The organism is Variovorax sp. TLI9-5A, assembly GCF_056867935.1.
Window position 1 is genome coordinate 2,529,101 of record NZ_CP200310.1, and the last position, 26,224, is coordinate 2,555,324.

At 66.2% G+C, this 26,224-nt stretch carries 24 protein-coding genes and 1 pseudogene; 2 read left to right on the forward strand and 23 right to left on the reverse strand.

The annotated features are described in order from the left end of the window. Positions 1 to 12: 12 nt before the first annotated feature. The 4 genes from AC1VNX_RS12040 to AC1VNX_RS12055 are packed head-to-tail and all read right to left on the reverse strand — an operon-like array spanning position 13 to position 3,346. A complete protein-coding gene (locus AC1VNX_RS12040; protein WP_422085732.1) occupies positions 13 to 1,119 on the reverse strand; it encodes an S-(hydroxymethyl)glutathione dehydrogenase/class III alcohol dehydrogenase in 1,107 nt (368 codons plus the stop codon). 39 nt (positions 1,120 to 1,158) lie between these two features. Continuing rightward, on the reverse strand, positions 1,159 to 1,809 hold the full coding sequence (locus AC1VNX_RS12045) for a glutathione S-transferase family protein (protein WP_483156908.1): 651 nt from the start codon (positions 1,807 to 1,809) through the stop codon (positions 1,159 to 1,161). After that, positions 1,806 to 2,657 carry an aromatic ring-hydroxylating dioxygenase subunit alpha gene (locus AC1VNX_RS12050; RefSeq protein WP_483156909.1) on the reverse strand — a complete coding sequence of 284 codons (852 nt, stop codon included), beginning with the start codon at positions 2,655 to 2,657 and terminating at the stop codon, positions 1,806 to 1,808. Before AC1VNX_RS12050 ends, AC1VNX_RS12045 begins: the two co-directional genes overlap by 4 nt. A 14-nt stretch (positions 2,658 to 2,671) precedes the next feature. Further along, a complete protein-coding gene (locus AC1VNX_RS12055) occupies positions 2,672 to 3,346 on the reverse strand; it encodes a Rieske (2Fe-2S) protein (protein WP_301508052.1) in 675 nt (224 codons plus the stop codon). Positions 3,347 to 3,465: 119 nt separating this feature from the next. Here AC1VNX_RS12055 and AC1VNX_RS12060 point away from each other — a divergent pair, with 119 nt between their 5' ends. Together AC1VNX_RS12060 and aroQ are read left to right on the forward strand one after the other, a co-directional pair. Continuing rightward, positions 3,466 to 4,434: a LysR family transcriptional regulator gene (locus AC1VNX_RS12060; RefSeq protein WP_483156910.1), complete on the forward strand. Its 969-nt coding sequence runs from the start codon at positions 3,466 to 3,468 to the stop codon at positions 4,432 to 4,434. A gap of 37 nt (positions 4,435 to 4,471) precedes the next feature. Further along, positions 4,472 to 4,912 carry a type II 3-dehydroquinate dehydratase gene (gene aroQ / locus AC1VNX_RS12065; RefSeq protein ID WP_176667144.1) on the forward strand — a complete coding sequence of 147 codons (441 nt, stop codon included), beginning with the start codon at positions 4,472 to 4,474 and terminating at the stop codon, positions 4,910 to 4,912. Positions 4,913 to 4,930: 18 nt separating this feature from the next. Here aroQ and AC1VNX_RS12070 read toward each other — a convergent pair whose 3' ends face one another. The 19 genes and pseudogenes from AC1VNX_RS12070 to AC1VNX_RS12160 all read right to left on the reverse strand — a co-directional run bounded on the left by AC1VNX_RS12070 (position 4,931) and on the right by AC1VNX_RS12160 (position 26,221). After that, positions 4,931 to 6,484, reverse strand: coding sequence for a SpoVR family protein (locus AC1VNX_RS12070; protein WP_483156911.1), 1,554 nt, complete (start codon positions 6,482 to 6,484; stop codon positions 4,931 to 4,933). Further along, positions 6,481 to 7,773 (reverse strand): YeaH/YhbH family protein, encoded by a 1,293-nt coding sequence (locus tag AC1VNX_RS12075; protein ID WP_483156912.1) that lies wholly within the window; start codon positions 7,771 to 7,773, stop codon positions 6,481 to 6,483. Before AC1VNX_RS12075 ends, AC1VNX_RS12070 begins: the two co-directional genes overlap by 4 nt. A 140-nt stretch (positions 7,774 to 7,913) precedes the next feature. Continuing rightward, positions 7,914 to 9,836 (reverse strand): PrkA family serine protein kinase, encoded by a 1,923-nt coding sequence (locus AC1VNX_RS12080; protein WP_483156913.1) that lies wholly within the window; start codon positions 9,834 to 9,836, stop codon positions 7,914 to 7,916. Between the two features lie 550 nt (positions 9,837 to 10,386). Continuing rightward, positions 10,387 to 10,617, reverse strand: a complete 231-nt coding sequence (locus tag AC1VNX_RS12085) for a hypothetical protein (protein ID WP_483156914.1) — start codon at positions 10,615 to 10,617, stop codon at positions 10,387 to 10,389. Positions 10,618 to 10,684: 67 nt separating this feature from the next. After that, on the reverse strand, positions 10,685 to 11,821 hold the full coding sequence (gene dnaJ / locus AC1VNX_RS12090; protein WP_483156915.1) for a molecular chaperone DnaJ: 1,137 nt from the start codon (positions 11,819 to 11,821) through the stop codon (positions 10,685 to 10,687). 108 nt (positions 11,822 to 11,929) lie between these two features. Next, positions 11,930 to 13,867, reverse strand: coding sequence for a molecular chaperone DnaK (gene dnaK, locus AC1VNX_RS12095; RefSeq protein ID WP_483156916.1), 1,938 nt, complete (start codon positions 13,865 to 13,867; stop codon positions 11,930 to 11,932). A 115-nt stretch (positions 13,868 to 13,982) separates the two neighbouring features. Continuing rightward, the gene (gene grpE / locus AC1VNX_RS12100) at positions 13,983 to 14,555 is read right to left on the reverse strand and encodes a nucleotide exchange factor GrpE (RefSeq protein WP_483156917.1); all 573 of its coding nucleotides are present in this window, start codon (positions 14,553 to 14,555) and stop codon (positions 13,983 to 13,985) included. A 150-nt stretch (positions 14,556 to 14,705) separates the two neighbouring features. After that, complete coding sequence (locus tag AC1VNX_RS12105; protein WP_013540334.1) at positions 14,706 to 15,056, reverse strand: FKBP-type peptidyl-prolyl cis-trans isomerase; 351 nt, start codon at positions 15,054 to 15,056, stop codon at positions 14,706 to 14,708. Between the two features lie 237 nt (positions 15,057 to 15,293). After that, positions 15,294 to 15,596: pseudogene (locus AC1VNX_RS12110) on the reverse strand (winged helix-turn-helix transcriptional regulator); the annotation flags it as partial. A gap of 179 nt (positions 15,597 to 15,775) precedes the next feature. Beyond that, positions 15,776 to 16,627 carry an archaetidylserine decarboxylase gene (asd, locus tag AC1VNX_RS12115; RefSeq protein ID WP_483156918.1) on the reverse strand — a complete coding sequence of 284 codons (852 nt, stop codon included), beginning with the start codon at positions 16,625 to 16,627 and terminating at the stop codon, positions 15,776 to 15,778. Positions 16,628 to 16,739: 112 nt separating this feature from the next. Beyond that, a complete protein-coding gene (locus AC1VNX_RS12120; protein ID WP_483156919.1) occupies positions 16,740 to 17,747 on the reverse strand; it encodes a Bug family tripartite tricarboxylate transporter substrate binding protein in 1,008 nt (335 codons plus the stop codon). A 40-nt stretch (positions 17,748 to 17,787) separates the two neighbouring features. After that, positions 17,788 to 18,852: a lactonase family protein gene (locus AC1VNX_RS12125; RefSeq protein WP_483156920.1), complete on the reverse strand. Its 1,065-nt coding sequence runs from the start codon at positions 18,850 to 18,852 to the stop codon at positions 17,788 to 17,790. Positions 18,853 to 18,863: 11 nt separating this feature from the next. Further along, a complete protein-coding gene (locus AC1VNX_RS12130; RefSeq protein ID WP_483156921.1) occupies positions 18,864 to 19,844 on the reverse strand; it encodes a tripartite tricarboxylate transporter substrate binding protein in 981 nt (326 codons plus the stop codon). Positions 19,845 to 19,897: 53 nt separating this feature from the next. Beyond that, positions 19,898 to 20,659 (reverse strand): SDR family NAD(P)-dependent oxidoreductase, encoded by a 762-nt coding sequence (locus tag AC1VNX_RS12135; protein WP_483156922.1) that lies wholly within the window; start codon positions 20,657 to 20,659, stop codon positions 19,898 to 19,900. Between the two features lie 120 nt (positions 20,660 to 20,779). Further along, positions 20,780 to 22,366: a galactarate dehydratase gene (garD, locus tag AC1VNX_RS12140; protein WP_483156923.1), complete on the reverse strand. Its 1,587-nt coding sequence runs from the start codon at positions 22,364 to 22,366 to the stop codon at positions 20,780 to 20,782. A gap of 14 nt (positions 22,367 to 22,380) precedes the next feature. Next, on the reverse strand, positions 22,381 to 23,676 hold the full coding sequence (locus tag AC1VNX_RS12145; RefSeq protein WP_483156924.1) for a TRAP transporter large permease: 1,296 nt from the start codon (positions 23,674 to 23,676) through the stop codon (positions 22,381 to 22,383). Positions 23,677 to 23,682: 6 nt separating this feature from the next. After that, complete coding sequence (locus AC1VNX_RS12150; RefSeq protein ID WP_483156925.1) at positions 23,683 to 24,171, reverse strand: TRAP transporter small permease; 489 nt, start codon at positions 24,169 to 24,171, stop codon at positions 23,683 to 23,685. A gap of 139 nt (positions 24,172 to 24,310) precedes the next feature. Next, the gene (locus tag AC1VNX_RS12155) at positions 24,311 to 25,291 is read right to left on the reverse strand and encodes a TRAP transporter substrate-binding protein (protein WP_483156926.1); all 981 of its coding nucleotides are present in this window, start codon (positions 25,289 to 25,291) and stop codon (positions 24,311 to 24,313) included. 39 nt (positions 25,292 to 25,330) lie between these two features. Beyond that, on the reverse strand, positions 25,331 to 26,221 hold the full coding sequence (locus tag AC1VNX_RS12160; protein WP_483156927.1) for an SMP-30/gluconolactonase/LRE family protein: 891 nt from the start codon (positions 26,219 to 26,221) through the stop codon (positions 25,331 to 25,333). Positions 26,222 to 26,224: the final 3 nt, after the last annotated feature.

Sequence of the window (26,224 nt, forward strand, 5' to 3'; positions counted from 1 at the left end):
CATCTCCTGGCGTCAGTAGATGACCACGCCGCGGATGGACTCACCGCGCTTCATCAGGTCGAAACCCTTGTTGATGTCTTCCAGCGGCATCGTGTGCGTGATCAGGCTGTCGATGTCGATCTTGCCTTCCATGTACCAGTCCACGATCTTCGGCACGTCCGTGCGCCCGCGTGCGCCGCCGAAGGCCGAGCCTTCCCACTTGCGGCCCGTGACCAGCTGGAACGGCCGCGTGCTGATCTCCGCACCCGCTTCGGCCACGCCGATGATGATGCTGCGGCCCCAGCCCTTGTGCGTGCATTCCAGCGCCTGGCGCATCACCTTGGTGTTGCCGATGCACTCGAAGCTGTAGTCGGCGCCGCCGTCGGTCAGCTGCACGATGGCATCGACGATGTTCTCGTGGTCCTTCGGGTTCAGGAAATGCGTCATGCCGAACTTGCGGGCCATGGCCTCGCGCTCGGGGTTCAGGTCGATGCCGATGATCTTGTCGGCGCCCACCATCTTCGCGCCCTGGATCACGTTCAGCCCGATGCCGCCGAGGCCGAACACCACCACGTTGGCGCCGGCTTCCACCTTGGCCGTGAAGATCACCGCGCCGATGCCGGTGGTCACGCCGCAGCCGATGTAGCAGACCTTGTCGAAGGGCGCATCCTCGCGGATCTTCGCCAGCGAGATCTCGGGCGCGACGGTGTAGTTGCTGAAGGTCGACGTGCCCATGTAGTGGGCGATGGGCTTGCCGTCGAGGCTGAAGCGGCTGGTGCCGTCGGGCATCTGGCCCTTGCCCTGCGTGCCGCGGATGAGCTGGCACAGGTTGGTCTTGCGGCTCAGGCAGAACTTGCACTGGCGGCATTCGGGCGTGTACAGCGGAATGACGTGGTCGCCCTTCTTCAGCGTGGTGACGCCGGGGCCGACGTCCACCACGATGCCCGCGCCTTCATGGCCCAGGATGGCGGGGAAGATGCCTTCGGGGTCGGCGCCCGAGAGCGTGTAGTAGTCGGTGTGGCAGATGCCGGTGGCCTTGATCTCGACGAGCACTTCGCCGAACTTCGGGCCCTCCAGGTCCACGGTTTCGATGGTGAGCGGGGCTCCGGATTTCCAGGCGACGGCGGCTTTGGTTTTCATGGGGTTCGGTCTTCAGAAGCGGGGAATGGGTGAGGATTCTCAGGCAGGGCCAGCAGGGAAGATACCCGACATGCCGATGAACCCCGGCATGTGGCGGAAATCCCAGACCCAGTTTCGCAGCGCGGGAAACTCATCGAGCGAAATGCCGCCTTCGCCCGCCAGCGCGACGTACGGAAAGCAGGCCAGGTCGGCAATGGTGGCCTCCGGCGCCGACGCGAGCCAGCGCAGGCCTTCGGCGGCCCGTTCGGCAAGGTGGTCGTCGAGCACGCGGAACACGGCGCGCGCGCCCGCGCGGCAGGCGTCGATGTCGAGGTGGTGATAGCCCAGCGCGTCGTGCAGCCGCGCGGCCGAGGCGGTGCGGGTGATCTCGTCGGCGGTGGCGAGCCACTGCGCGACTTCGCCGCGCAGTCTCGCGTCGGCCGGATACCAGCGGCCCTGCGGGTCGTGGCGGCTCGCGAGGTAGACCAGGATGGCCTGCGCGTCGCGCAGCACGAAGCCGTCGTCGTCGAGCACCGGGAGCTGGCCGAGCGGGTTCACTTTGGCGAGGAAGGCGGCCGACTTGTGCTCGCGGCCGGGAAAGAAATCGACCGGCGCCGACTGGTACGCAACGCCCAGCCAGGCCAGCATCTGCCGCACCTTGAAGCAGTTGCCCGAAAGCGGGTAGTCGTAGAGCTTCAGCATCGCTGTCATGCGGCAGCCCTCACGCCGAAGCGCATGCCGCGCTCGCGCAGCCATCGCCGGTAGGTGACGGAGGAAATGTCGCCGCGCGTGGGCGTCTCGGCGCGGCCTTCCAGCGGCATGCGCTTGAAGGCGTGGTTCTCCAAAATGGGTTTGTCCTGCCCGAAGATGGTGTGCTGGAAGGCGATGAGCTCGGCGTCGGTGGAATGGTCGTCGTAGCAGGCCAGCAGGGTGTGGGCGATCACGTGTTCCTCGTCGACGGGCTGCAGGAAGATGCCGATCGCGTCGAGCTCGCCCGCGCGGAAGCTGGACTTGTAGAGCATGGCCGAGAAGGGCTGCATCACGCGGTACTTGTAGAGCACCTCGCTGCCCGACGAATCGTGCGCGGCGGAAGCGCGCGGCTGCCAGAAGCGGCAGTCGGTGGCCCAGATCTCGCCGGTGGCGGGCTCGACCTGCACCTGGTACTGCGCCACCTCTGTGTGCGGCACCTTGCCGAGGTAGTCGGCATGCACGAAGGGAAAGTGCGCCATGTCGAGGAAGTTCTCGATCACGCGCAGGCCCGACACCGCGACGCCGATGCCGCCGCAGTCGACGCGGCGGCGGCCGGGCTCGCCGTATTCGGGAAAGTCGAAGAGCGGACGGGCGGGGCGGCTGCTGGGGCAGACCCAGAGATAGCCGTAGCTGGATTGCACGGCGAGCGGGGTGTCGCCGAGGCTGCAGCGGGGCGTGCCGTCGGCATCGGTGGAAAGCCGCACGGTTTCGCCGAGCAGGCGTGTGTCGCGCGAGGCCGATGGAGCCGGCGCCGGGCCGACGACCAGCCAGTCGTGGATCATGTTGGGGTCGTCGGTGACGAAGGGCATGGGTTTCTCTTTCTTCAGCCTTGGTGGGGCAGGGCTTCGATGTCGGTGCGCAGTTGGCGGGCTGCCGCGTGCAGGGCCTTCATGGCGGCCGAGCCGGGGGCGGCTTCGGTCCACAGGTGGATGAAGGCGAGGCGGGTTTGGGCGTCGAGGATGAGGGCGACGGTTTCCGTGCCGCCGAGTCGGCCGCGCCAGGCAGGAGAGGCCATGCCGTGGCGTGCCAGCTCTTTCCGCACCGTGCCGGCGGATGCGCGAACGGTCAGCGTGCGGCAGAAATGCCAGCCGGCGGGGACGGCATTGCGCAGTTCGTCGGGAACCGGCGGCGCCTCTGGCGACAGATGCACCCACAGCATCCCCGCCGCCTCCGCCGTGCCGAAGGTCTTCGCACAGACATTGCGCGGTGCCTGCATGGCCGGATGCGCCGGAATGCTGGCGCACTGCCCGCTGCCGGCCTCGTACTGCCAGCCGTGGTAAGCGCAGGCCAGGCGGTTGTCGATGACCTGCCCGAGCGTGAATCGCACGCTGCGGTGCGGGCAGCGGTTCTCCCAGGCCTGGGCGGTGCCGTCGGCGGCGCGCCAGAGCGCGAGTTCCTGGCCTTCGGCGAAGCCGGCGACGATGTTGGCGCCCGGGCGGAGGTCTGCCGAGCGCGCGACGGGGTGCCAGGTGGCGGCGGTGTTTTCTGGGGTATTCATGTGTCGTGGGAAAAGCGCGGAAAGGACGGCTGCGCACCGGTGATACCGTAACGTTTCCACCGCACCGATGAAAGTCACATGAAGAGACGCTGCTTTTCATTCCTGCAACGCTGGGCTGCATGAGCCGCATCGATCTCGCCCTGGTCGAGGCTTTCGTGCTGATCGCCAGGAGCGGCAGCCTGACCAAGGCCGAAAGCCTCTCCGGCGTTTCCAAGGCCACGCTGAGCCGGCAGCTCACGCGGCTGGAGGAACTGCTGGGCGCGCAACTGCTCCTGCGCAGTCCGCGCCGCATCTCGCTCACCGAGGCCGGCCGCGCCTTCCTGGTGCGCGGCGAAGGGCTGCTCGACGAGGTGAAAGGCCGGCTCGAGGAGGCCAGCACCGAAGTCCATGCGTTGACTACAGGCGTGTCGGGTAGCCTCTCGCTGCTGTCGGACACGCAGTTCAGCACTTCCTTCGTCTGCCACGTGGTCAAGCTGTTCCTGGAGGCGCATCCGGACGTGCGCTGCCAGCTCGACGTGGCGAACGGCTTCCACGCGCCGCAAATCGGCGACGTCGACTGCTATGTGTGCTCCGAGCCGCCCGATGCGCCGAACCTCGTGGCGCGGCTGCTGGGGCGGCTGAACTACGGGCTGTACGCGAGCCCGCAGTACCTGGCGCGGCACGGCACGCCCTCGTCGCCCGGGGAACTGGCGGCGCACCAGTCCATCGTGATGAAGGAGCCTTCGGAGCGCTCGCAGGTGCTGCTGGTGTCGGGCACGGCCAGCTTCGCCTTCAGCCCCGAGCCGGCTTTCCAGACCAACGACCACTGGGTGATGAAGACCTTCTGCATCGACGGCCTGGGCATCGCGCTTCTGCCGGCCTTCTTCGTGCGGCCCGAGCTGGAGCAGGGCGTGCTGGCGCCGGTGCTGCCGCAGTGGCAGCCGGAGCCCCGGCGCATCTATTGCGCCTACCAGCGGCAGCGCTACATGGGGCAGAAGCTGCGCTCCTTCGTCGACCTGATGGCGCGCTGCGTGGTCGACATCGATTCGTACAACTACTACGTCGGCTCGTCCGCCGCGCGGCGGCGCAGGACGGCCGCGAGAACATAATCGGCCTCCGTTCGCCAGATTCCGCCAGACAACCATCATGAAGAAGATCCTCGTCCTCAACGGCCCCAACCTCAACCTGCTCGGCACGCGCGAGCCCGAACAGTACGGACGCGACACGCTGGCCGACGTCGAACGCCTGTGCAAGGAAACGGGCGCCAAGTTCGGCGTCGAGATCGAATGCCGCCAGTCAAACCACGAGGGCGTGCTGATCGACTGGATCCAGGAAGCCGGCCGCGAGGTGGCGGCGGGCAACATGATCGGCGTGGTGATGAACCCCGGCGCCTACACCCACACCTCGATCGCGCTGCACGACGCCATCAAGGGCGCGAGCGTGCCGCTGATCGAGCTGCACATCTCGAACGTGCACGCGCGCGAGGAATTCCGCCACCACTCGTACATCTCGCCGGCGGCCAAGGGCATCATCGTGGGGCTGGGCGTGAAGGGCTACATCCTCGCCATCACGGCGCTGGCGACCTGACCCGGGCCTTCGGCGCCGTCAATAGAGTTGTTTCGGCGCCGAGGCCTTCCAGCTGCGGCTGATGCGGCCCTGGCTGTCGATGCTCTCCAGGTGCACGTCGAAGCCCCAGAGCCGCGCGACGTGCTTGAGCACCTCTTCGGCCGTGTCGTGCAGCGGCAGGTTGTTGCGCTGCGTGTGGCGCAGCGTCAGCGAGCGGTCGCCGCGCATGGCCACGTTCCACACCTGGATGTCCGGCTCGCGGCTGCCGATGTCGTACTGGCGTGAGAGCGATTCGCGCAGTGCGTGGTAGCCGCTGTCGTCGTGGATGGCCGACACCTCCAGTTCCGACTCGCTCTGGAAGTCGCGGATCGAGAACAGGCGGAAGTCGCGCATCGTCTTCGGGCTCAGGAACTGACCGATGAAGCTCTCGTCCTTGAAGTTGCGCATCGCGTAGTCGATGGTCCGCAGCCAGTCGGTGCCGGCGAAGTCGGGGAACCAGCGGCGGTCTTCCTCGGTGGGCTTCTCGCAGATGCGCCGCAGGTCGGTGTACATCGCAAAGCCCAACGCGTACGGGTTGATGCCGCTGTAGGCGCGGTGGCCCACCGGCGGCTGGAAGATCACGCCCGTGTGCGAGCTGAGCCATTCCATCATGAAGCCGTCGGCGAGCTGGCCGCGGTCGTACATGGTGTTGAGCAGCGTGTAGTGCCAGAAGGTGGCCCAGCCTTCGTTCATGACCTGGGTCTGACGCTGCGGATAGAAATACTGCGCGATCTTGCGCACGATGCGCACCACCTCGCGCTGCCAAGGCTCCAGAAGGGCTGCGTTCTTCTCGATGAAGTAGAGCAGGTTCTCCTGCGGCTCCGAAGGAAAGCGCTTGGCCGCGTCGGCCTCGGCGGCCTGCTCGCTCTTGCGCGGCAGCGTGCGCCACAGGTCGTTTACCTGCTGCTGCATGTGGCGCTCGCGCTCGGCGCGCTGAGCGGCCTCCTGCGCCAGCGATCGCTTCTGCGGACGGCGATAGCGGTCGACGCCGTAGTTCATGAGCGCATGGCAGGAGTCGAGCAGCTCTTCCACCGCGTCGAGGCCGTGGCGCTCCTCGCACTCGGCGATGTAGTGCCGCGCGTAGACCAGGTAATCGATGATGGACGAGGCGTCGGTCCACATCCGGAACAGGTAGTTGCCCTTGAAGAAGCTGTTGTGGCCGTAGGCTGCGTGCGCGATCACCAGGGCCTGCATGGCCATGGTGTTCTCCTCCATCAGGTAGGCGATGCACGGGTCGGAGTTGATGACGATCTCGTAGGCCAAGCCCATGTGGCCGCGCTTGTAGTTCTTCTCGGTCGAGATGAACTGCTTTCCGTACGACCAGTGGCGGTAGATCATGGGCATGCCCACGCTGGCGTAGGCGTCCATCATCTGCTCGGCCGTGATGACTTCGAGCTGGTTCGCGTATACGTCGAGGCCATAGCTCCTGGCGGTCTTGGCGATCTCGGTGTGGTAGGTCTCGATCAGCTCGAAGGTCCAGTCGGAAGGGCTGGGCAGGCGTTCCAGCCGAGGGAGGCTGGTGGCCGCAGGAGGGGCGGTGATGGCGGTGTTCATGACGTGACCCCTTCCTTCTTGAACAGGTCGCGGAAGACCGGGTAGATGTCCTGCGCGTCGGACACCTTGCGCATCGCGAAGTTGGGCTGCACGCCTTCGAGCTGCTGGTATTCCTGCCACAGGTTCTGCTCGGTCTCGGCCACCTGCACGTAGGCGTAGTAGCGCACCACCGGCAGGATGTTGTCGACCAGCAGCTCGCGGCAGCGGCCGCTGTCCTGGTGCCAGTTGTCGCCGTCGCTGGCCTGCGCGCCGTACACGTTCCATTCGCCGCTGGGGTAGCGCGCCTTGATGATCTCGTCCATCAGCACCAGCGCGCTGGACACCACCGTGCCGCCGGTCTCGGTGGCGTGGAAGAACTCTTCCTCGGTCACTTCCTGCGCCTGCGTGTGGTGGCGCAGGAAGACGAGGTCGATCTTCTCGTAGTGCCGCGTGAGGAACATGTACAGCAGCATGAAGAAGCGCTTGGCCATGTCCTTGCGCGCCTCGTCCATCGAGCCCGACACGTCCATGAGGCAGAACATCACGGCCTTTGCGCTGGGCACCGGCGTCTTCACGCGATTGCGGTAGCGCAGGTCGATGGGGTCGATGTAGGGAACGTGCCGCATGGTGCGGCGCAGCTCGGCGATGCGTTCCTCGGTCTCGCGGATTTCCTTCTGGATGAAGGGCTGCTCGACCTGCGGATGCCGTTGCAGGCTCTCGAGGTGCGCTTCGAGCCGCTTGAGTTCCTTGCGCGGCTCGCCGCCCAGCGCAATGCGGCGGGCGAGGGCGCCGCGCATCGAGCGCACCACGTGCAGGTTGTTGGGCGAACCGTCGCTGGTGAAGCCGGCGCGGTGGCTCTTCCACTCGGGCACGTCGGCGATCTGGGTGCGAATGAGGTGGGGCAGCGCGAGGTCGTCGAAGAAGACGCGCATGAACTCCTCGCGCGTGAGGCGGAAGACGAAGTCGTCCTCGCCTTCGCCGCTGTCGCTGGCCTCCCCGCTGCCGGAGCCGCCGCCGCCCCCGCCCTCGGGGCGCTTGATGCGGTCGCCCTTCAGGTACTCCTGGTTGCCCGGGTGCACGTATTCGCGGTCGCCGCCGCGGGCATGGCCGAACACGGGCTCGGACACGTCGTGGCGCGGCAGGGTCACATCTTCGCCTTGCTCCAGTTCGCGGATGTTGCGGCCGCTGACGGCGCGCCTCACCGCTTCCTGGATCTGCCCCTTGTAGCGCCTGAGGAAGCGCTCACGGTTGCCAATGGACTTGTTCTTGCCCGATAGCCGGCGGTCGATGATCTGCTGCAGGATGGCCAAGATGTCTGCTCCCTTAACGACGGATCACGCGTTCCTTCGTGAAACGCCGCGGAACCGGCTTTGCCGGGCCGCTGGCGTTGCCCCCTGCAAGGGGGTTGGCGAAGCGACACGAAGTGCGCGAAGCCTGGGGGTGTGCCATATCAAGAGCTCTTGCGCACCCGCAGATACCACTCGCAGAGCAGGCGAACCTGCTTCGACGTGTAGCCCTTCTCGACCATGCGGGTCACGAAGTCCTCGTGCTTCTTCTGCTCGTCGGCGCTGCTCTTGGTGTTGAAGCTGATCACCGGCAGCAGCTCCTCGGTGTTGGAGAACATCTTCTTCTCGATCACCGAGCGCAGCTTCTCGTAGCTGGTCCACGCCGGGTTGCGCCCCGCGTTGCCGGCCCTAGCGCGCAGCACGAAGTTGACGATCTCGTTGCGGAAGTCCTTCGGGTTGCCGATGCCGGCGGGCCGCTCGATCTTCTCGAGTTCGGCGTTGAGCGATGCGCGGTCGAAGACTTCGCCGGTGTCCACGTCGCGGAACTCCTGGTCCTGGATCCAGTAGTCGGCGTAGGTCACGTAGCGGTCGAAGATGTTCTGGCCGTACTCGCTGTAGCTCTCGAGGTAGGCGGTCTGGATTTCCTTGCCGATGAACTCGGCATAGCGCGGCGCCAGCAGCTCCTTGATGTAGCTGATGTACTTCTGCTCGACTTCCGGCGGGAACTGCTCGCGTTCGATCTGCTGCTCGAGCACGTACATCAGGTGCACCGGGTTGGCGGCCACCTCGGAGCTGTCGAAGTTGAAGACCTTGGAGATGATCTTGAAGGCGAAGCGGGTGGAAACGCCGCTCATGCCCTCGTCGACGCCCGCGTAGTCGCGGTACTCCTGGATCGACTTGGCCTTCGGGTCGGTGTCCTTGAGGTTCTCGCCGTCGTACACCTGCATCTTGCTGAAGGTGCTGGAGTTCTCGGGCTCCTTCAGGCGCGTGAGCACCGAGAGCTGGGCCATCATGCGCAGCGTTCCGGGGGCGCAGGGAGCGTTGGCCAGCGAGGAGTTGCGCACCAGCTTCTCGTAGATCTTGATTTCCTCGGAGGCGCGCAGGCAATAGGGCACCTTGACGATGTAGATCCGGTCGAGGAAAGCCTCGTTGTTCTTGTTGTTGCGGAAGGCCTTCCACTCGCTCTCGTTGCTGTGCGCCAGCACGATGCCGTCGAAGGGGATGGCGCCGAAGCCTTCGGTGCCCTTGAAGTTGCTTTCCTGCGTGGCGGTCAGCAGAGGGTGCAGCACCTTGATCGGCGCCTTGAACATCTCCACGAACTCCAGCAGGCCCTGGTTGGCCAGGCACAGGCCACCGGAGTAGGAGTAGGCGTCGGGGTCGTCCTGGGCGAAGGTCTCGAGCTTGCGGATGTCGACCTTGCCGACCAGCGAGGAGATGTCCTGGTTGTTCTCGTCGCCAGGCTCGGTCTTGGCGACCGCGATCTGCCGCAGCACCGACGGGTAGCGCTTGACGACCTTGAACTGGCGGATGTCGCCGCCGTACTCCTCGAGCCGCTTGACGGCCCAGGGCGAGAGAATTCGATTCAGGTAACGGCCCGGGATGCCGTATTCCTTTTCAAGAATCTCGGCGTCTTCGACCGCATCGAAGAGGCCGAGGGGCGATTCGTTCACCGGCGAGCCCTGGATGGCGTAGAAGGGCACGTGCTCCATGAGCTGCTTCAGGCGCTCCGCGATCGAGCTCTTGCCGCCGCCCACCGGGCCGAGCAGGTAAAGGATTTGCTTCTTTTCTTCCAGCCCCTGGGCCGCGTGGCGGAAATAGGACACCACCTGTTCTATGGCGTCCTCCATGCCATAGAACTCCTTGAATGCCGGATAGATCTTGATCACCTTGTTCGCGAAGATGCGCGAAAGGCGGGGGTCGTTGCGGGTGTCGACCAGCTGGGGCTCTCCGATGGCCTTGAGCATGCGCTCGGAGGCGGTGGCGTAGGCCATGGGATCACGCTTGCAGATGTCCAGGTAATCCTGCAGCGAGATGACTTCCTCGCGAGTGCGCTCGTAGCGGGCGGCAAAGTTGCTGATCACATCCATGGTCACGCCTCCTTAAGGTCGGTGGGCTTTTGGCCCGATGGCGTGCAGCAAAGGCCTTGCGCAACATTTAAAGGTGTGCCTGCCCATGGCTGCATGCCGCGGAAAACTCCCTTACAACAATCTGCTAACAATCAGCATAAAGCAAAGATTGAACCCGGCAAATCATTTGTTAATTCAGAACCACGACGCCAAGTAAAGTTCCAGAAAAAACAAGGAACAAATTTCCGGATTTCAGGTAAATTCAAAGGCTCGCTTTCTTAATTCTCTCCGGGTGAAAACACCTATGCCGAATGGCCATCGTCCGTCTTCGGCTTTTCTCCGGGAAAAAATCGCCTATTGAGCTTCGAGGCTCAAAAAACAGGCGTTCCTGTTGCAATAACGCGCGATCTGCCGTTCGGTTTATTGCTCAGCCGAAAAAAATATAAAAGCAAACCCTGAGCCACTTTGGGATAGGCGGCTCGCGTGAGTTGGCGTCGGTAGCGGGCTCGGGGAGGAGTCGGCATGTTCCTCGACGGTGCGATGCGCACCGTTGCCGTGCTTGCAGTCAGGCTCAAGGGCCCGTGTGCACCAGTTCGAAGACGCCGGTGTGGAGAACGGTCATGAAATGACCGGTGCTGGCGGTGAGGCCGTTGCCGAGTGAGGTCCCCGGTGCTACATGGCAGACGAGAAGGCGGGTCGAGGCGCCGCATTGCAGCCCGATGGACTCGGGCTCGCTGCCTTCAAGCAAGGCCCGCACATCTTCGGTGCTCAGGCGCGTGAGTTCTTGAGAGTCCTTGCCCATCCGCAGCTCCCAGCCGTTGTCGCCAGGCACCCGCTGCGGAGCAGGCCCGGCGCGCGCCGCGCGGTCATCAGCTGAAGAATTCCTTCGCCTTGTCGAACCAGCCCTTGTCGGTGGGGCTGTGCTTCTCTCCGCCCTTCTTGAGCGAATCGTCGAGCTCCTTGAGCAGCTTGCGCTGGAACTCGGTGAGCTTCACCGGCGTTTCGACGCGCACGTGGCAGTACAGGTCGCCCGGATAGCTCGAGTTCACGCCCTTGATGCCCTTGCCGCGCAGGCGGAACTGCTTGCCGCTTTGCGTGCCTTCGGGAATGTCGATGGCCGCCGCGCCCTTGAGCGTGGGTACGTTGATCTCGCCGCCGAGCGCGGCCGTGGTCACGCTCACCGGCACCACGCAGTGCAGGTTGTCGCCGTCGCGCTCGAAGATGTCGTGCTTCTTCAGGCGGATCTCGATGTAAAGGTCGCCCGGAGGGCCTCCGTTGACGCCGGGCTCGCCGCTGCCGGTGACGCGCATGCGCTGGCCGTCGTCGATACCGGCTCGGATCTTCACTTCGAGCGTCTTGTTGCGCTTGATCTTGCCCTGGCCGTGGCACGCGGTGCAGGGCTCGGGAATGATCTTGCCGCTGCCGTGGCAGGTGGGGCAGGTCTGCTGCACGCTGAAGAAGCCCTGGCGCATCTGCACCGCGCCCGCGCCGTGGCAGGTGGTGCAGGTGATGGGCTTGGTGCCGGGCTTCGCGCCCGAGCCGTGGCAGGTTTCGCACTCGTCCCAGGTGGGGATGCGGATCTCGGTGGTCTTGCCCTCGGCGGCTTCCTCGAGCGTGATCTCCATCGCGTAGCTCAGATCGCTGCCGCGGAAGACCTGGCGGCCGCCGCCTCCGCGGCCCCGGCCGCCGCCGAATACGTCGCCGAAGATGTCGCCGAATGCTTCCGCGAAGCCGCCGAAGCCTTCGGCGCCCGGGCCGCCGCGCATGTTGGGGTCGACGCCGGCATGGCCGTACTGGTCGTAGGCCGCGCGCTTCTGGCCGTCGGAGAGCATTTCGTAGGCTTCCTTGACCTCCTTGAACTTGGCCTCGGCCTCCTTCGAGGTGTCGCCGTGGTTGCGGTCAGGATGGTGCTTCATCGCGAGCTTGCGATAAGCCTTCTTGATTTCTTCCTCGCTCGCGTTCTTGGGGACGCCGAGGGTTTCGTAGTAGTCGCGTTTGGTGGCCATGGCAGGTCGATCGGGAGATCAGGGAAGCAGCTGGAACTCGGGTAACTTGAAGCGAGAAAGGCTGGAGCACCCTTCCAGGTGATCCAGCCTTGGTCGGCGGGCTGGAGATCAGCCCTTCTTGACTTCCTTCACTTCGGCGTCGACCACGTTGTCGTCAGCCTGTGCATGCGCAGCAGCTTCCGCGCCAGCCGCACCGGAGGCGGCCGAGGCGCCGGCCGCGGCCTGCGATTCGGCATACATCTTCTCGCCGAGCTTCTGGCTTGCGGTCATCAGCGTGTTGGTCTTTTCCTCGATCGCGGCCTTGTCTTCGCCCTTCAGCGCTTCCTCGAGGTCCTTGATCGCGGTCTCGATCGCTTCCTTCTCGGCGGCTTCCAGGCTGGCACCGTGTTCGCCCAGCGACTTCTTCACGCTGTGCACCATGGCTTCGCCCTGGTTGCGGGCCTGCACGATCTCGAGCTTCTTCTTGTCGTCGGCGGCGTTCAGCTCGGCGTCCTTCACCATCTTCTGGATCTCGTCCTCCGACAGGCCCGAGCTCGCCTTGATGGTGATCTTGTTTTCCTTGCCGGTGCCCTTGTCCTTGGCGCCGACGTGCAGGATGCCGTTGGCGTCGATGTCGAAGCTCACCTCGATCTGCGGCGTGCCGCGCGATGCCGGCGGAATGCCTTCGAGATTGAATTCGCCCAGCAGCTTGTTGCCCGCGGCGATGTCGCGCTCGCCCTGGAACACCTTGATGGTCACGGCCGGCTGGTTGTCCTCGGCGGTCGAGAAGGTCTGAGCGAACTTCGTCGGGATCGTGGTGTTCTTGGCGATCATCTTGGTCATGACGCCGCCCATGGTCTCGATGCCCAGCGACAGCGGGGTCACGTCCAGCAGCAGCACGTCCTTGCGGTCGCCCGAGAGCACCTGGCCCTGGATGGCGGCGCCGACGGCCACGGCCTCGTCGGGGTTCACGTCCTTGCGGGGTTCCTTGCCGAAGAAGGCCTTCACCTTTTCCTGCACCTTGGGCATGCGGGTCATGCCGCCGACCAGGATCACGTCGTTGATGTCGCCCACGCTGATGCCGGCGTCCTTGATGGCCAGTCGGCAGGGAGCGATGGTGCGCTCGATCAGCTCGTCGACCAGGCTTTCGAGCTTGGCGCGGGTGAGCTTGATGTTCAGGTGCTTCGGACCCGAGGCATCGGCCGTGATGTAGGGCAGGTTGATGTCGGTCTGCGCGCTGTTCGACAGCTCGATCTTGGCCTTCTCGGCGGCTTCCTTCAGGCGCTGCAGGGCCAGCACGTCCTTGCTCAGGTCGACGCCCTGTTCCTTTTTGAACTCGCCGATGATGTAGTCAATGATGCGCTGGTCGAAGTCTTCGCCGCCCAGGAAGGTGTCGCCGTTGGTCGACAGCACTTCGAACTGCTTCTCGCCGTCGACGTCGGCAATTTCGATGATCGACACGTCGAAGGTGCCGCCGCCGAGGTCGTACACGGCGATCTTGCGGTCGGCCTTGTCCTGCTTGTCCAGGCCGAAGGCCAGGGCAGCGGCGGTGGGCTCGTTGATGATGCGCTTGACGTCGAGGCCGGCGATGCGGCCGGCGTCCTTGGTGGCCTGGCGCTGGGCGTCGTTGAAGTAGGCCGGCACCGTGATCACGGCTTCGGTCACGGTTTCGCCGAGGTAGTCTTCGGCGGTCTTCTTCATCTTGCGCAGGATGTCGGCGCTGACCTGCTGCGGGGCCATCTTCTTGCCGCGCACTTCCACCCATGCGTCGCCGTTGTCGGCCTTGGCGATGGTGTAGGGCATCAGGTCGATGTCCTTCTGGACTTCCTTTTCCTCGAACTTGCGGCCGATCAGGCGCTTGATCGCGTACAGCGTGTTCTTGGGGTTGGTGACGGCCTGGCGCTTGGCCGAGGCACCGACCAGCACTTCACCGTCTTCCTGGTACGCGACGATCGACGGCGTGGTGCGCGCACCTTCCGAGTTCTCGATCACACGCGTGGTGTTGCCTTCCATGATCGACACGCACGAGTTGGTGGTGCCGAGGTCGATGCCGATGATCTTTGCCATGTTCTTACTCCTGAAAGCCTGAAAGTTATGTTGTTATGAACGTGTGGATAACCCGTTGCGATTCAAGGGACGAAACGGGGATTTCCTGTGGGAATCTTGTGTGCGGAAGTGCCGTTCACTTCGGCGCGCTGACCGTCACCAGCGCCGGGCGCAGCACGCGCTCGTTGATGGTGTAGCCCTTCTGCAGCACGCTCACCACGGTGTTGGGTTCCTGGTCGGCGGGCACCATGGAGATGGCCTGGTGCTGGTGCGGGTCGAACTTGGTGCCGGGTGCGGGGGCCACTTCGATCACCTTGTTGCGTTCGAGCGCGCTCTTGAGCTGGCGCAGCGTGGCTTCGGCGCCTTCGCGGATCTGCTCGGGCGTGGCGTCCTTGACGGCCAGGCCGGCTTCCAGGCTGTCGGTCACCGGCAGCAGGCTTTCGGCAAAGGCCTCGACGGCGAACTTGCGGGCCTTGCTGATTTCCTCGTCCGCGCGGCGGCGGGCGTTCTGCACATCGGCCTGGGCGCGCAGGTACTGGTCGGCAAGCTCGGCATTCTTGGTCTGCAGCGCGGCGAGTTCGCCCTGGGCCACGGCCAGTGCGTCGAGCGCCTCGGCTTCATTGGCGAATTGCGCAGCCTCCAGTTCTTCGGGGCTTGGCTCGCCTTGCAGCATTTGAGAATTCTGTGCGGATTGTTGCGGGTCAGACATTTTTCAAAGAACCGGTACGTGCCGGGAAACAGACGATAGCCAGCCACTTGGGGCTGGCCAGAGGCTTTTCAAGCGAAAAATAGGGCGGAAATGGCCTCGGAGACACAAAAAAGGCCCGGAATCGGGCCTTGGAGCCTTCGGCCCGGGTGCTCAGTGCGCGTCGAGCAGTTCGACGTCGAACTTGAGAGTGGCGTTCGGGGGGATCACGCCGCCGGCGCCGCGGGCACCGTAGCCCAGCGATGCGGGAATGATCAGCGTGCGCTTGCCGCCGATCTTCATGCCGGCCACGCCTTCGTCCCAGCCCTTGATGACCTGGCCCGCGCCCAGCGAGAACGCGAAGGGGTCGTTGCGGTCGCGGCTGGAGTCGAACTTGGCGCCTTGCACGCCGTCGTTGTAGAGCCAGCCGGTGTAATGCACATGCACGTGCTGGCCGGCCTTGGCTTCGGCGCCGGTGCCGACTTCGGTGTCTTCGTATTGCAGGCCGGAGGGAGTGGTGGGCATGGGAAACGCTCCTTGCGTCGATGTGAGATCCGTGGATCGAAGGCGCGGAGTTTACCGAGGCCCGGCGGGCTGCCCCGCCGTCCGTCAGCCGTGGCTGCTGTCGTCGCCGGCCGGCGCGGGTGCGGGAGCAGGTGCCGCGAGGGGATCGGAGGAGGGAGCCGCGGCCGGCGTAACCGGGGTTGCGGCAGGGGCGGCGGGAGCGGCTGCCGCCGGCGCGGCAGGCGCCGTTGCCGCGGCCTTCTTCAACTGGCCGAGCTGCCATTTGCCGGCGAAGGCCTGCAGGTCGGACAGGCGCTTGAGCAGGTCCTGCCCGCTGAGCGTGAGGCTGTAGCCGTCGCTGCCGTGGCCGACGAGGCCGGCCTCGCGCAACTCCTTGATGCGGGTGTTGAGCGTGTTGGGAGTGATGCCGCCCACGCTGTCCTGCAACAGCCGGAAGGTCTGCGCGTGGCCGTCGCGCAGCGCCCAGAGCACGCGCAGCGCATAGCGGGCTTCGAGCAGGGCGAGCAACTGGCTGACGGCTGCGGTTTCCTTGGTACTCATCGACATCATCTCCTCGAAGCTGGGCGGGCCGTCGACCTGCGGGGGACAGGGCGATGCCTCGCGTTCTTGTGGTTGGTTATGAACCGTCTCGTTGGCCGGCGACTATAGCGCAATCGATGAGGATGCTACTAGTTTTGTAGCTGTCAGGGCAAGCTGGATGCGGGCTGTGAGACAAAGCCTCACAAATTGGGGTATTCGGCCATCGCTTCGCCCAACCGGATCGCGCGGCCGGGCGACCACTGCGGGTTGAAAGCCAGCGCGGGCGCCGGGAAGAGCATGACGACGGTGGAGCCCAGCAAGAATCGGCCCATCTCGTCGCCCTTGCGGATGTCGATCTGCTGGTCGGTGTAGTGCCACTCGCGCAGCTCGCCCACGCGCGGCGGATTGACCACGCCGTGCCACACGGTGGCCATGCTGCCGACGATGGTGGCGCCCACCAGCACCAGCACGAAGGGACCGCGCGCCGATTCGAAGACGCACACCACGCGCTCGTTGCGCGCGAAGAGGCCCGGCACGCCGCGCGCCGTGGTCGGGTTGACGGAGAACAGGTCGCCCGGCACGTGGATCATGCGCACCAGCCGCCCGTCGCAGGGCATGTGGATGCGGTGGTAGTCCTTCGGACTCAGGTAGAGCGTCGCGAAGCTGCCGTGCGCGTACTTCGCGGCGAGAGTGGCGTCGCCGCCCACCAGCGCGGTGGTCGTGTAGTTGTGGCCCTTGGCCTGGAAGATCTGGTCGCCTTCGATCGCGCCGAACTGGCTGATCGCGCCATCCACCGGGCAGACCAGGTCGGCCTGCGCGAGGGGCCGGGCGCCGGGCTTGAGTTCGCGCGTGAAGAACTGGTTGAAGCTCTTGTAGTGGCCGATGTCCGACTCGAGCGCCTCGCCCATGTCCACGCCGTACTTGGCCACGAAGCGCCGGATGATCCACGTCGTCACGGCGCCCCGCTCCTTGCCCGCGACCCAGCCGGCGAAATTGGTCAGGGCCTGCTTGGGAAACAGGTATTGGGGCAGTACGGCGGAGCGGTCGGACACGTGGGAATGATCTGGAAAGCGGATCGGAGGGGCATTCTATAAAGGGCTTTCCGCCCGGGACGTAGGAAGCTTCCCTTGGTTCCCCCGGCCAGCCCCTGCCGATCGCGCCGCATCAGTCGGGCTTGATCCCTGCCGCCTTGATCACCTGAGCCCACTTCTCCACCTCGGCCTTCTGGAAGGCCGCGATCTGCACGGTGCTCAGGTCGGCCGGCTCCATGCCGAAGCCCTTGAGCTTGTCCTGCATCTCCGGCGTCGCGAGGATCTTGCGGATCTCGGTGTGCAGCCGGTCGACCACCGGCGCGGGCGTTTGTGCGGGCACGAAGATCGCCTGCCACGACACCACCTCGAAATCCTGCAGGCCCGGCACGCCCGATTCGGCCACCGTCGGCACGTCGGGCATCGAGGCCAGCCGCTTCGACGAGGTGACGGCGATCGCGCGCAGCTTGCCGCTCTGGATGTGCGGGCCGGCCACCACCGTGGTGTCGAACATCATGTCGACCTGACCGCCGATCACGTCCTGGATCGCCGGGCCGCTGCCCTTGTACGGGATGTGCGTGAACTTCACGCCCGACTTGTAGGCCAGCAGCTCCAGCGCCAGGTGCTGCGAGGTGCCTGTGCCGGCCGATGCCGACGAGAGCCCGCCCGCCTTGCCCTTGCTGGCGGCGATCACGTCGTTCAGCGTCTTGTAGGGGCTCGCCTGGTTCACCACCAGCACCACCGGGTTGGTGCCGATCAGCGTCACCGGCGCGAACGACTTCTGCGGGTCGTAGCCGAGCTTCGGATACAGGCTCACGTTGATCGCGTGCGAGCTGATGGTGCCGCCCACCAGCGTGAAGCCGTCGGGCGCGGCGCGCGAGCCGATCTCCGAGCCCACGCTACCGCCGGCGCCGCCCTTGTTGTCGATGATCACCGTGGTGCCCAGCACCGGGCCCAGCTTCTGCCCGATCAGCCGGCCCAGCACGTCGGTGGTGCCGCCTGCCGGAAACGGCACGAGGTAGGTGATGGGCTTGCCCGTGGGCCAGTTGCCGCTGCCCTGGGCGAAGGCCGCCGGAAGCGCGACGGCGACCGAAGATGTGAGAGAAGAGGCGAGGGCGGTGCGGATGAGTGTGCGGCGTTGCATGCGAAGTCTCCTTGGGTTGTCAGTTGGCGCCGGCTGCCGTTCAGGGCAGGTCGACGATCTCGATCCAGTTCGGGTTCTTGCCCACGTCCAGGTGCTGGGGCTTGCCCAGTGCGCCGGTGGTGCCGTCGATGGTGTGGAGCGAGATGCCGTTCGATTCCTGCCCCGCCGCGATCAGGTAGCGGCCGGTGGAGTCGATGGCGAAGCCGCGCGGCCCCTTCTCGGTCGGCGTCTGGCCCAGCGGCTGCAGCTGGCCGGTGGCGGCATCGACCTTGAAGGCCGAGAGCGTGCTCGAGGTGCGCTCCGATGCGTAGAGAAAGCGCCCGTCCGGCGTCAGGTGCAGGTCGGCGGCCCAGGGCTTGCCGGTGAAGCCGGCGGGCAGGGTGGTGGTGCTCTGTTCGAGCCTGAGCGTGCCGCGCGCGGCATCCCATGCGAACACGTGCAGCGCTGCGTCGAGCTCGTCCAGCAGGTAGACATGGCGCTGCGCCTTGTCCCACACGAAGTGGCGCGGGCCCGACTTGGCGGCGGTGGTGGTCAGCGGCGGATCGTTGGGCGAGAGCAGGCCCTTCTCCGCGTCGAAGCGCCAGCTCGACACGTTGTCGCCGCCCAGGCTGGTGGCGAGCACGAAGCGGTTGCTCGCGTCGGCGTGGATGGCGTGCGCGTTGGGCGCCGTCTGGATCAGCTGGTGGATGGGGCCCACCGTGCCGTCCTTGCCCACCGCGTTGACCGTGATCTTGCCGCCCTGGTAGGAGGCCGCGAACAGCCACCTGCCGCTCGCGTCGAGGTCGAGGTTGGCCATGCTGTCGGCCAGCGGGGCCTCGCTCAGCTTCTGCAGCCTGCCGCTGGCGCCGTCGATCGAAAGGGCGGTCACGCGAAACGGCTGCGAGCGCAGTGCGGCATACAGCACGCGCTTGTCGCGGCTCACCACCATCGGCATCACCGTGCCGCCGACGTTCAGCGTCTGCACCGGCTTGAGCGCGCCCTGGCCCCGGTCGAGTTCGAGCACCGAGATTTCCTGGCTGTCGGCGTTCGACACGTAGACCCAGGTGGCGGCCTGCGCGTGCGCCGCCGCGGCCGCACACACCAGCGAAGCGATGATTGCCTTCATGGCGAGCCGCCTCAGGGCTTGATGCCCAGCTTGGTGATGAGCTGCCTGAAGTACTCGTTGTCCTTCGCCAGAGTTTCCTTGAAGGCCGCGCCGTCGGTGTAGACGTAGCCCAGGTTCTGCTTGTCCATCACCTCGCGCAGCGCCGGCTCCTTCGCGGTCCTGGCTGCGATGTCGCGCAGCTTGGCCATCACTTCGGGCGGTGTGTTCTTCGGCGCGCCGAGGCCGCGCCAGGTGCCGATCGAGATGTCGATGCCGCGCTCCTTGGCCGTGGGCACCTTGTCGAAGGCGGGCAGGCGCTTGTCGGCCATCACCATCAGCATCTTGAGCTTGCCGGCCTGCACGTAGGTCGAGACCTCGGCCGGGCTCACGGCCACCGCGTCGACGTGGCCGCCCAGCAGCGCCAGCACCGCGGGGTTCGCGCCCTGGAAGGGGATGTGGTTGAACCTGGCGCCGGTCTTGTCCTCCAGCGCAGAGGCCGCCAGGTGCCAGATCGAGCCCGTGCCCGAGTTGCCCACGCCCATCTCGCCCGGCTTCTTCTTCGCCGCGGCGACGAATTCCTCGATGGTGTTGTAGGGCGAGTCGGCCTTCACCGTGATGGCGGCCGGATCGGCGTTGAGCTGCGCGATGGGCTGGAAGTCGTCGTAGTTGAATTTGGCAAGGCCCAGATGCGGCAGCGTCAGCAGCTCGACCGTGAGCACCGCAAGCTTGTAGCCGTCGGGCTTGGAATGGATCACCTCGTTCCAGCCGATGGCGCCGCCCGCGCCGGGGCGGTTCACGATCACGATGCTCTCGGACATGTGCTTGCGGCTCGCGTCCGCGAAGGCGCGCGCCAGCGCGTCGGTGCCGCCGCCGGGCTGGTAGGGCACGACCAGCTCGACCACGTGGTTCGGGTAGTCGTTGCCGGCGGCACGGGCCGCTGGCGCCGCGGCGCCGAAGGCGATGCACGCCGCGCCCGTGAGGGCTGCGAGCTTGCGCAGGAATCGGATCGTCATCTTTTTTGTCTCCGTTTGTGGTTGTTGAAAAACTGGGTGTGAAGGAAAAAGGCTCAGGGCATGTACTGCCCGCCGTTCACCTCGATCACCTGACCTGTGACGTAGCCCGAGAGCTGTTCCGAGGCGAGATAGAGGAAGGCGCCCACGCACTCGTCCGGCGTGCCGATGCGCGCCATCGGGATGCTCGCCTTGAAGCTCTCCAGCATCGCGGGCGTCGAGAAGCGGTCGTGGAACGGCGTCTGGATGACCCCCGGCGCCACCGCGTTCACGCGGATGCGGTCGCCCGCCAGCTCCCTCGCGAGCCCGTGGGTCGCCGTGCTCACGAAGCCCTTCGAGCCCGCGTAGAGGTACGCGCCCGGGCCACCGCCGGTGCGCGCCGCGACCGAAGTCACGTTGATGATGTTGCCGCCGCCGTGCGCGCGCATCAGCGGAACCACCTCGCGGCAGAACGAGAGCACCGAGCGCGCGTTGATGTGCAGCACCTCGTCGAAGAGCGCGTCGTCGAACTCGGCGATGGGCACCCGCTTGACCAGGCTGCCCGCGTTGTTCACCAGCACGTCGATGCGCCCGAGCTGCGCCGCGGCCTGCCTCACGCACTCGCGGATCGCGCCCGTGTCGCGCACGTCGGCCTTGAGCGCGAAGGCGTTGCCGCCGGCCGCGCGGATGGTGTCGACCACCTGGTTCGCCGCGTCGGCGGAGCTGTTGTAGTGCACCGCCACGCGCATGCCGCGCGCGGCGAAGGCGATGGCCACCGCCGCGCCGATGCCGGTGCTGGCGCCGGTGACGAGGGCGGTGCGGTCCTTGAGATCTTCCATGAGGGGCTCCTTGGATGAAGAGACTGATCGACGAAAGGAATCGGCACGGTGCGAGCGTGGCTGGCCGCGCCGCACCGCGCCGCGCCGCACCGCGCGGCGCGGCGCGGCGGCCGTGCCTCCTCAGGTCACGGGTGCGGGGTTGAACAGCACCAGCGCGTTGTGCAGCTTCCAGTGCTCGGCCCAGGTCTTGCGGCGGCCGCTGGCCACCTCGAGCATCAGCCGGAAGAGCTCCCAGCCCACGTCCTCGATGCTGGCCTCGCCGTCGGCGATGCGGCCCGCGTTCACGTCCATCAGGTCGTGCCAGCGGCGCGCGAGGTCGCTGCGCGTGGCGACCTTGATCACCGGCACCTCGGCCAGACCGTAGGGCGTGCCGCGGCCGGTGGTGAACACGTGCAGGTTGATGCCGGCGGCCAGCTGCAGCGTGCCGCAGATGAAGTCGCTGGCGGGCGTGGCGGTGTAGATCAGGCCCTTGTTCAGACCCTTGTGCGCCGCCTTTTCGCCGGGCGCGAGCACGCCGCTGATCGGCGCGGAGCCCGACTTGACGATGGAGCCCATCGCCTTCTCCACGATGTTGGAGAGCCCGCCCTTCTTGTTGCCCGGCGTGGTGTTGGCGCTGCGGTCGACCAGGCCCTTCTTCAGGTAGGCGTCGTACCAGGCCATCTCTCGGATCATGGCCTCGGCCACTTCCGGCGTGGCGGCGCGCGAGGTGAGCTGGTCGATGCCGTCGCGCACCTCGGTGGTCTCGGAGAACATTACGGTGGCGCCCGCGCGCACCAGCAGGTCGGTGCAGAAGCCCACCGCCGGGTTGGCGGTGACGCCGGAGAAGGCATCGCTGCCGCCGCATTGCACGCCCACCACCAGCTCGCTGGCGGGCACGGTCTCGCGCTTGCGTGCGTTGAGCCGGGCGAGGTGCTCCTCGGCCTGGCGCATGACCGAATCGATCATCGACATGAAGCCGACGTGCGCCTCGTCCTGCAGGCAGACCACGTCGAGCGCTGCATCGGTCGCGGTGCCCGCGCGCTGGTCGGCGATGGGAATGCTGCCCGGCGGCAGCAGCCGCTCGGGCTGCAGCTTCTCGCAGCCCAGGCTCACCACCATCACCTCGCCGCCGAAGTTCGGATTGAGGCTGATGTTACGCAGCGTGCGGATGGGCACGATGGCATCGGGCGCGTCGATGGCCACGCCGCAGCCGTAGGTGTGTTCCAGCGCCACCACGTCGTCGACGTTGGGATACTTCGGCAGCAGCTCGGACTTGATGCGCTGCACCGCGAATTCGGTGACGCCCGCCACGCACTGCACCGTCTGCGTTATGGCCAGGATGTTGCGCGTGCCCACCGAGCCGTCGGCGTTGCGGTAGCCCTCGAAGGTGTAGCCCTCCAGCGGCGGCAGGGCAGGGGGCTTGACCGTCGCGATGGGCAGGCCGTCGAGCTCGGGCGCGGTCGGCATGCGCATGACCCGCTCGTGCACCCAGCTGCCGCGCGGCAGCGCCTTCTGCGCGTAGCCGATCACCACGTCGTAGCGGCGGATGGCGTCGCCTGCGGCGAAGTCGACCAGCGCGACCTTGTGGCCCTGGGGCACGTTGTCCACCAGCCGCAGGCCGTCGGGGAATTCCGCGCCGGCCTTCAGTCCGCCGTCGTTGGCGACGATGGCCACGTTGTCTGCCGCGTGGATGCGGATGTAGAGCGGTGGGCGGATGGGTTCGGGCATCATGCGCTCCTTGCTTACTTCACGACCATGAACATGCTGGGCAGCCAGGTCGAGAACGCGGGAACGAATGTGACCACTCCCAGCGCAAAGATCAATGCCCCGTAGAACGGCCAGATGGTCTTCATCACCGCGCCCACAGACACCCCGCCGATCGCGCAGCCGACGAACTGCGTTGTGCCCACGGGCGGCGTGTTCAGGCCCAGCGCGCAGTTGATGAGCATCACGATGCCGAACTGCACCGAAGTCATGCCGTACTGCTGCGCGATGGGCAGGAAGATCGGCGTGCACAGCAGGATGGTGGCCGCCATGTCCAGGAAGGTGCCCAGCACGAACAGGATGATGTTGATGAGCAGGAAGATCACCCACGGCGTGCTCGTGACCTGCGACAGCATCTGGCCCGTGAGCTCGGCCACGCCGTACAGGCTGATGAGGTAGCCGAAGGTGCTGGAGATGCCGATCAGCAGCAGGATCACGCCGGTGGTGCGTACCGCCTTCGACGCGGCCTTGACGAAGTGTTCCCACTTCAGCGTGCGGTACACGAAGATCGTGAGGGCCAGCGCGTAGAGCACCGCCACCGCCGCCGACTCGGTGGCCGTGAAGATGCCCGACAGGATGCCGCCCAGGATCAGCAGCACCACGAAGAGGCCCGGCAGCGCCGCCGCGAACGAGCGCGCCACGATGGCCCAGCCCGGGAAGGTGCCGGCAGGGTAGCCGCGCTTCACCGCCACCAGGTAGGCGGCCGCGAGGTTGCTGATGGTGAGCACCGCTGCGGGCAGCAGCGCCGCGAGGATCAGCGCCGCGATCGACACCTTGCCGCCCGCGGCCAGCGAATAGATGATGAGGTTGTGGCTGGTCGGCATCAGCGCGCCCACCAGTGCCGCGTGGGTCGTCACGTTGACTGCGTAGTCGGCGTGATAGCCCTCCTTCTTCATCATCGGGATCATCACCGCGCCCATGGCCGAGACGTCCGCCACGGGCGAGCCCGAGACTCCGCCGAACAGCGTGCAGGCCACCACGTTCGACATGCCCAGGCCGCCGCGCACGTGGCCCACGAGATCGCGCGCCAGATTGACGATGCGGTCCGCGATGCCGCCGTAGAGCATCAGCTCGCCGGCGAAGATGAAGAACGGAATCGCGAGGAACGAGAAGATGCCCATGCCCGAGGTCATCTGCTGGAAGCCGACCGCCAGCGGCAGGCCTTCATAGAGCAGCGTGGCCAGGGCCGACAGGCCGATGGAGAAAGCCACCGGCACGCCCAGCAGGAGGAAGAGCGTGAACGAGAGGCAGAGAATGAGCAGAGGAATGGTCATGGTGGCTCAGGCCCAGGCAGGTTCGACTTCGCGGCCCTGGGCGAGCGCGATGATGTGTTCGATGGAGAACATCACGATGAGGACGCCCGACACGGCGGCGGGCACGTACTTCCAGCCCTCGGAAATCCAGAGCGTGGGCAGGCGGTAGTCCCACACCGATTCGGCCAGTTCGGCGCAGTTCCAGGCCATGGCCAGGCCGAACAGCAGGATCAGCGCGTGGATGAGGTATTCCATCTTCAGCCGCAGCCAGTCGGGTGCGAGGACGAGGAATGATTCGAGCCCGATGTGGCCCGCGTCGCGCACGCCCACGGCCACGCCGAGCATGGTGACGTAGAGCACCAGCAGCAGCGCGAGGCTTTCGGCCCAGGTGGGGGTGTTGTTGAGCACGTAGCGGCCGAACACCTGCCAGCTCACGGCGCAGATGACCGCGACGAGACCGAGGATGCCCAACCACATGCAGGCACGGGCGAGCGTGCGGCAAAGTTTGGTGTACATATTTCCAGCGCGAAAAATGGAAAGGCCCCGCCTCTTCGTGGAACACTGAGGAACCGGCTTTGCCGGGCCTCAGGTGTTGTCCCCGGTAGGGGGAAGGAGAAGCGACACGAAGTGCGCGAAGCCTGGGGGCGAGCCCTGTTTACTTCGTGTCCTGCACGCGCTTGACGAGGTCTTTCAGCTTCGCGTCGGTGATGAACTTGTCGTACACCGGCTTCATTGCTGCCTGGAACGGAGCCTTGTCGACCTCGATGATCTCGGCGCCGCCGGCCTTGACCGTGGCCAGCGACTTCACTTCGCGCTCTTCCCACTGCTTGCGCATGTAGGGCACCGACTCCTTGGCGGCCTGGCGGATCCAGCCCTGCTCCTCGGCGGAGAGCTTGTCCCATGCGCGCTTGGAGAACAGCAGCATCTCGGGCGCCATCGAGTGCTCGGTCTTGCTGTAGTACTTGGCCACTTCGAAGGCGCGCGCGCTCTCGTACGTGGGGTAGTTGTTCTCGGCGGCGTCGATCAGGCCGGTTTTGAGGCCCGTGTAGACCTCGCCCATGGGCATGGGCGTGGCGTTGGCGCCCATGGCTTCCAGCATCGACACCCACAGGTCGGACTGCTGCACGCGAACCTTCAGGCCCTTCATGTCGGCGAAGCTGCGCACAGGCTTCTTGGCGGTGAACATCGAGCGCGCGCCGCTGTCGTAGTAGGCCAGGCCGATGAAGCCCTGCTTCTCGCACGACTTCAGGATCTCTTCGCCGATCGGGCCGTCGAGCACCTTGTGCAGGTGGTCGACCGAGCGGAACAGGAAGGGCATGGTCGGCACCTGCGTCTCGGGGCAGATGTTGTTCATGGGCGCGATGTTCACGCGCACCATCTGCAGCGCGCCGATCTTGGTCTGCTCGATCGTGTCCTTCTCGCTGCCGAGCGAACTGTTGTTGAACACCTTGATGCTGTGCTTGCCGCCCGACAGCGCCTTCAGGCGCTCGCCCATGAACTTCACGGCGGTGACGGTGGGGTAGTCGTCGGGGTGGATGTCGGCCGAACGGAACTCGGTGGCGTGTGCAGCCATGGTGGTCAGCGCGGCTGCGGCGCACGCGGAAAGTGCGATCAGGGTCTTCTTGGCGAATTTCATTTGTCTCGTCCTCTGCTTGGTGGTTGTTGAAAAGGGGAATCAGCTGCCGAAGGCCGGCTCCGGCATGCCCTGCGCGCCGGGCCGCAGCGCGAACACGCCGCCGGCCAGCGGCTGGTCCGACAGGTCGATGCCGCCGGGGCGGATCGAGGTGACGAACAGGGTGTCGAGGCCCGCGCCGCCGAAGGCGCACATGGCGGGCTTCTTCACCGGCACTTCGAGCGAGCGGTCGAGCCGGCCGTCGGGTGTGAAGCGGTGCACCAGGCCGGCGTCGTTGCCGCAGATCCAGTAGCAGCCGTCGGTGTCCATGGCGGCGCCGTCGGGGCGCCCGGGCAGGGGCTTCATGTCGACGAAGAGGCGCCGGTTGCCCGGCGTGCCGGTGGCTGTGTCGTAGTCGAAGGCCCAGACGGCCTGCACCGTGGGGTGCGAATCCGACAGGTACATCGTGCGGCCGTCGGGGCTGAAGGCCAGGCCGTTGGGCACGATGAGGTCGTCGAGGCGAAGGGCGGCTTTGCCGTCGCCCTTGCCGTAGCTGTAGAGGCGGCCGACGCGCGCACCTGCGGCCATGTCCAGCAGCATGGTGCCGGCCCAGAAGCGGCCCTGGCGGTCGCAGCGGCCGTCGTTGAAGCGCATGGCAGGGGCGGCGTGGTCGACGGGGGCGAGCGGCGTGGAGGCCAGCGTGCCGTCGGCCTGCGGCTTCAGCGAGAAGAGGCCGCTTTCCATGCCGGCGATCCACTCGCCGGGCGCATCGGCGCGCGGCGCGATGCAGGCGATCATTTCATCGGCCTTCCACTGCGCGTGGCCTTCGCCCGCATGCCAGCGGTTCAGCGTCCGTGCCGGAATGTCGACCCAGTACAGCGCCTGCTCGGCGGCATGCCACACCGGGCTTTCGCCAGTGCCGTTGCGCGCGTCGAGGACGAGTTCAGCTTGCATCGC

Bases quoted from the DNA above. Each gene is read 5' to 3' on its own strand.
- AC1VNX_RS12125 (WP_483156920.1), bottom strand. From the start codon at position 18,852: ATGAAGGCAATCATCGCTTCGCTGGTGTGTGCGGCCGCGGCGGCGCAC.
- AC1VNX_RS12150 (WP_483156925.1), bottom strand. From the start codon at position 24,171: ATGTACACCAAACTTTGCCGCACGCTCGCCCGTGCCTGCATGTGGTTG.
- AC1VNX_RS12120 (WP_483156919.1), bottom strand. From the start codon at position 17,747: ATGCAACGCCGCACACTCATCCGCACCGCCCTCGCCTCTTCTCTCACA.
- AC1VNX_RS12160 (WP_483156927.1), bottom strand. From the start codon at position 26,221: ATGCAAGCTGAACTCGTCCTCGACGCGCGCAACGGCACTGGCGAAAGC.
- AC1VNX_RS12040 (WP_422085732.1), bottom strand. From the start codon at position 1,119: ATGAAAACCAAAGCCGCCGTCGCCTGGAAATCCGGAGCCCCGCTCACC.
- AC1VNX_RS12055 (WP_301508052.1), bottom strand. From the start codon at position 3,346: ATGAATACCCCAGAAAACACCGCCGCCACCTGGCACCCCGTCGCGCGC.
- garD (WP_483156923.1), bottom strand. From the start codon at position 22,366: ATGCCCGAACCCATCCGCCCACCGCTCTACATCCGCATCCACGCGGCA.
- grpE (WP_483156917.1), bottom strand. From the start codon at position 14,555: ATGTCTGACCCGCAACAATCCGCACAGAATTCTCAAATGCTGCAAGGC.
- AC1VNX_RS12145 (WP_483156924.1), bottom strand. From the start codon at position 23,676: ATGACCATTCCTCTGCTCATTCTCTGCCTCTCGTTCACGCTCTTCCTC.
- AC1VNX_RS12045 (WP_483156908.1), bottom strand. From the start codon at position 1,809: ATGACAGCGATGCTGAAGCTCTACGACTACCCGCTTTCGGGCAACTGC.
- AC1VNX_RS12105 (WP_013540334.1), bottom strand. From the start codon at position 15,056: ATGCCCACCACTCCCTCCGGCCTGCAATACGAAGACACCGAAGTCGGC.
- dnaJ (WP_483156915.1), bottom strand. From the start codon at position 11,821: ATGGCCACCAAACGCGACTACTACGAAACCCTCGGCGTCCCCAAGAAC.
- AC1VNX_RS12085 (WP_483156914.1), bottom strand. From the start codon at position 10,617: ATGGGCAAGGACTCTCAAGAACTCACGCGCCTGAGCACCGAAGATGTG.
- AC1VNX_RS12050 (WP_483156909.1), bottom strand. From the start codon at position 2,657: ATGCCCTTCGTCACCGACGACCCCAACATGATCCACGACTGGCTGGTC.
- dnaK (WP_483156916.1), bottom strand. From the start codon at position 13,867: ATGGCAAAGATCATCGGCATCGACCTCGGCACCACCAACTCGTGCGTG.
- AC1VNX_RS12070 (WP_483156911.1), bottom strand. From the start codon at position 6,484: ATGAACACCGCCATCACCGCCCCTCCTGCGGCCACCAGCCTCCCTCGG.
- AC1VNX_RS12155 (WP_483156926.1), bottom strand. From the start codon at position 25,291: ATGAAATTCGCCAAGAAGACCCTGATCGCACTTTCCGCGTGCGCCGCA.
- AC1VNX_RS12135 (WP_483156922.1), bottom strand. From the start codon at position 20,659: ATGGAAGATCTCAAGGACCGCACCGCCCTCGTCACCGGCGCCAGCACC.
- AC1VNX_RS12130 (WP_483156921.1), bottom strand. From the start codon at position 19,844: ATGACGATCCGATTCCTGCGCAAGCTCGCAGCCCTCACGGGCGCGGCG.
- aroQ (WP_176667144.1), top strand. From the start codon at position 4,472: ATGAAGAAGATCCTCGTCCTCAACGGCCCCAACCTCAACCTGCTCGGC.
- AC1VNX_RS12080 (WP_483156913.1), bottom strand. From the start codon at position 9,836: ATGGATGTGATCAGCAACTTTGCCGCCCGCTACGAGCGCACTCGCGAG.
- AC1VNX_RS12060 (WP_483156910.1), top strand. From the start codon at position 3,466: ATGAGCCGCATCGATCTCGCCCTGGTCGAGGCTTTCGTGCTGATCGCC.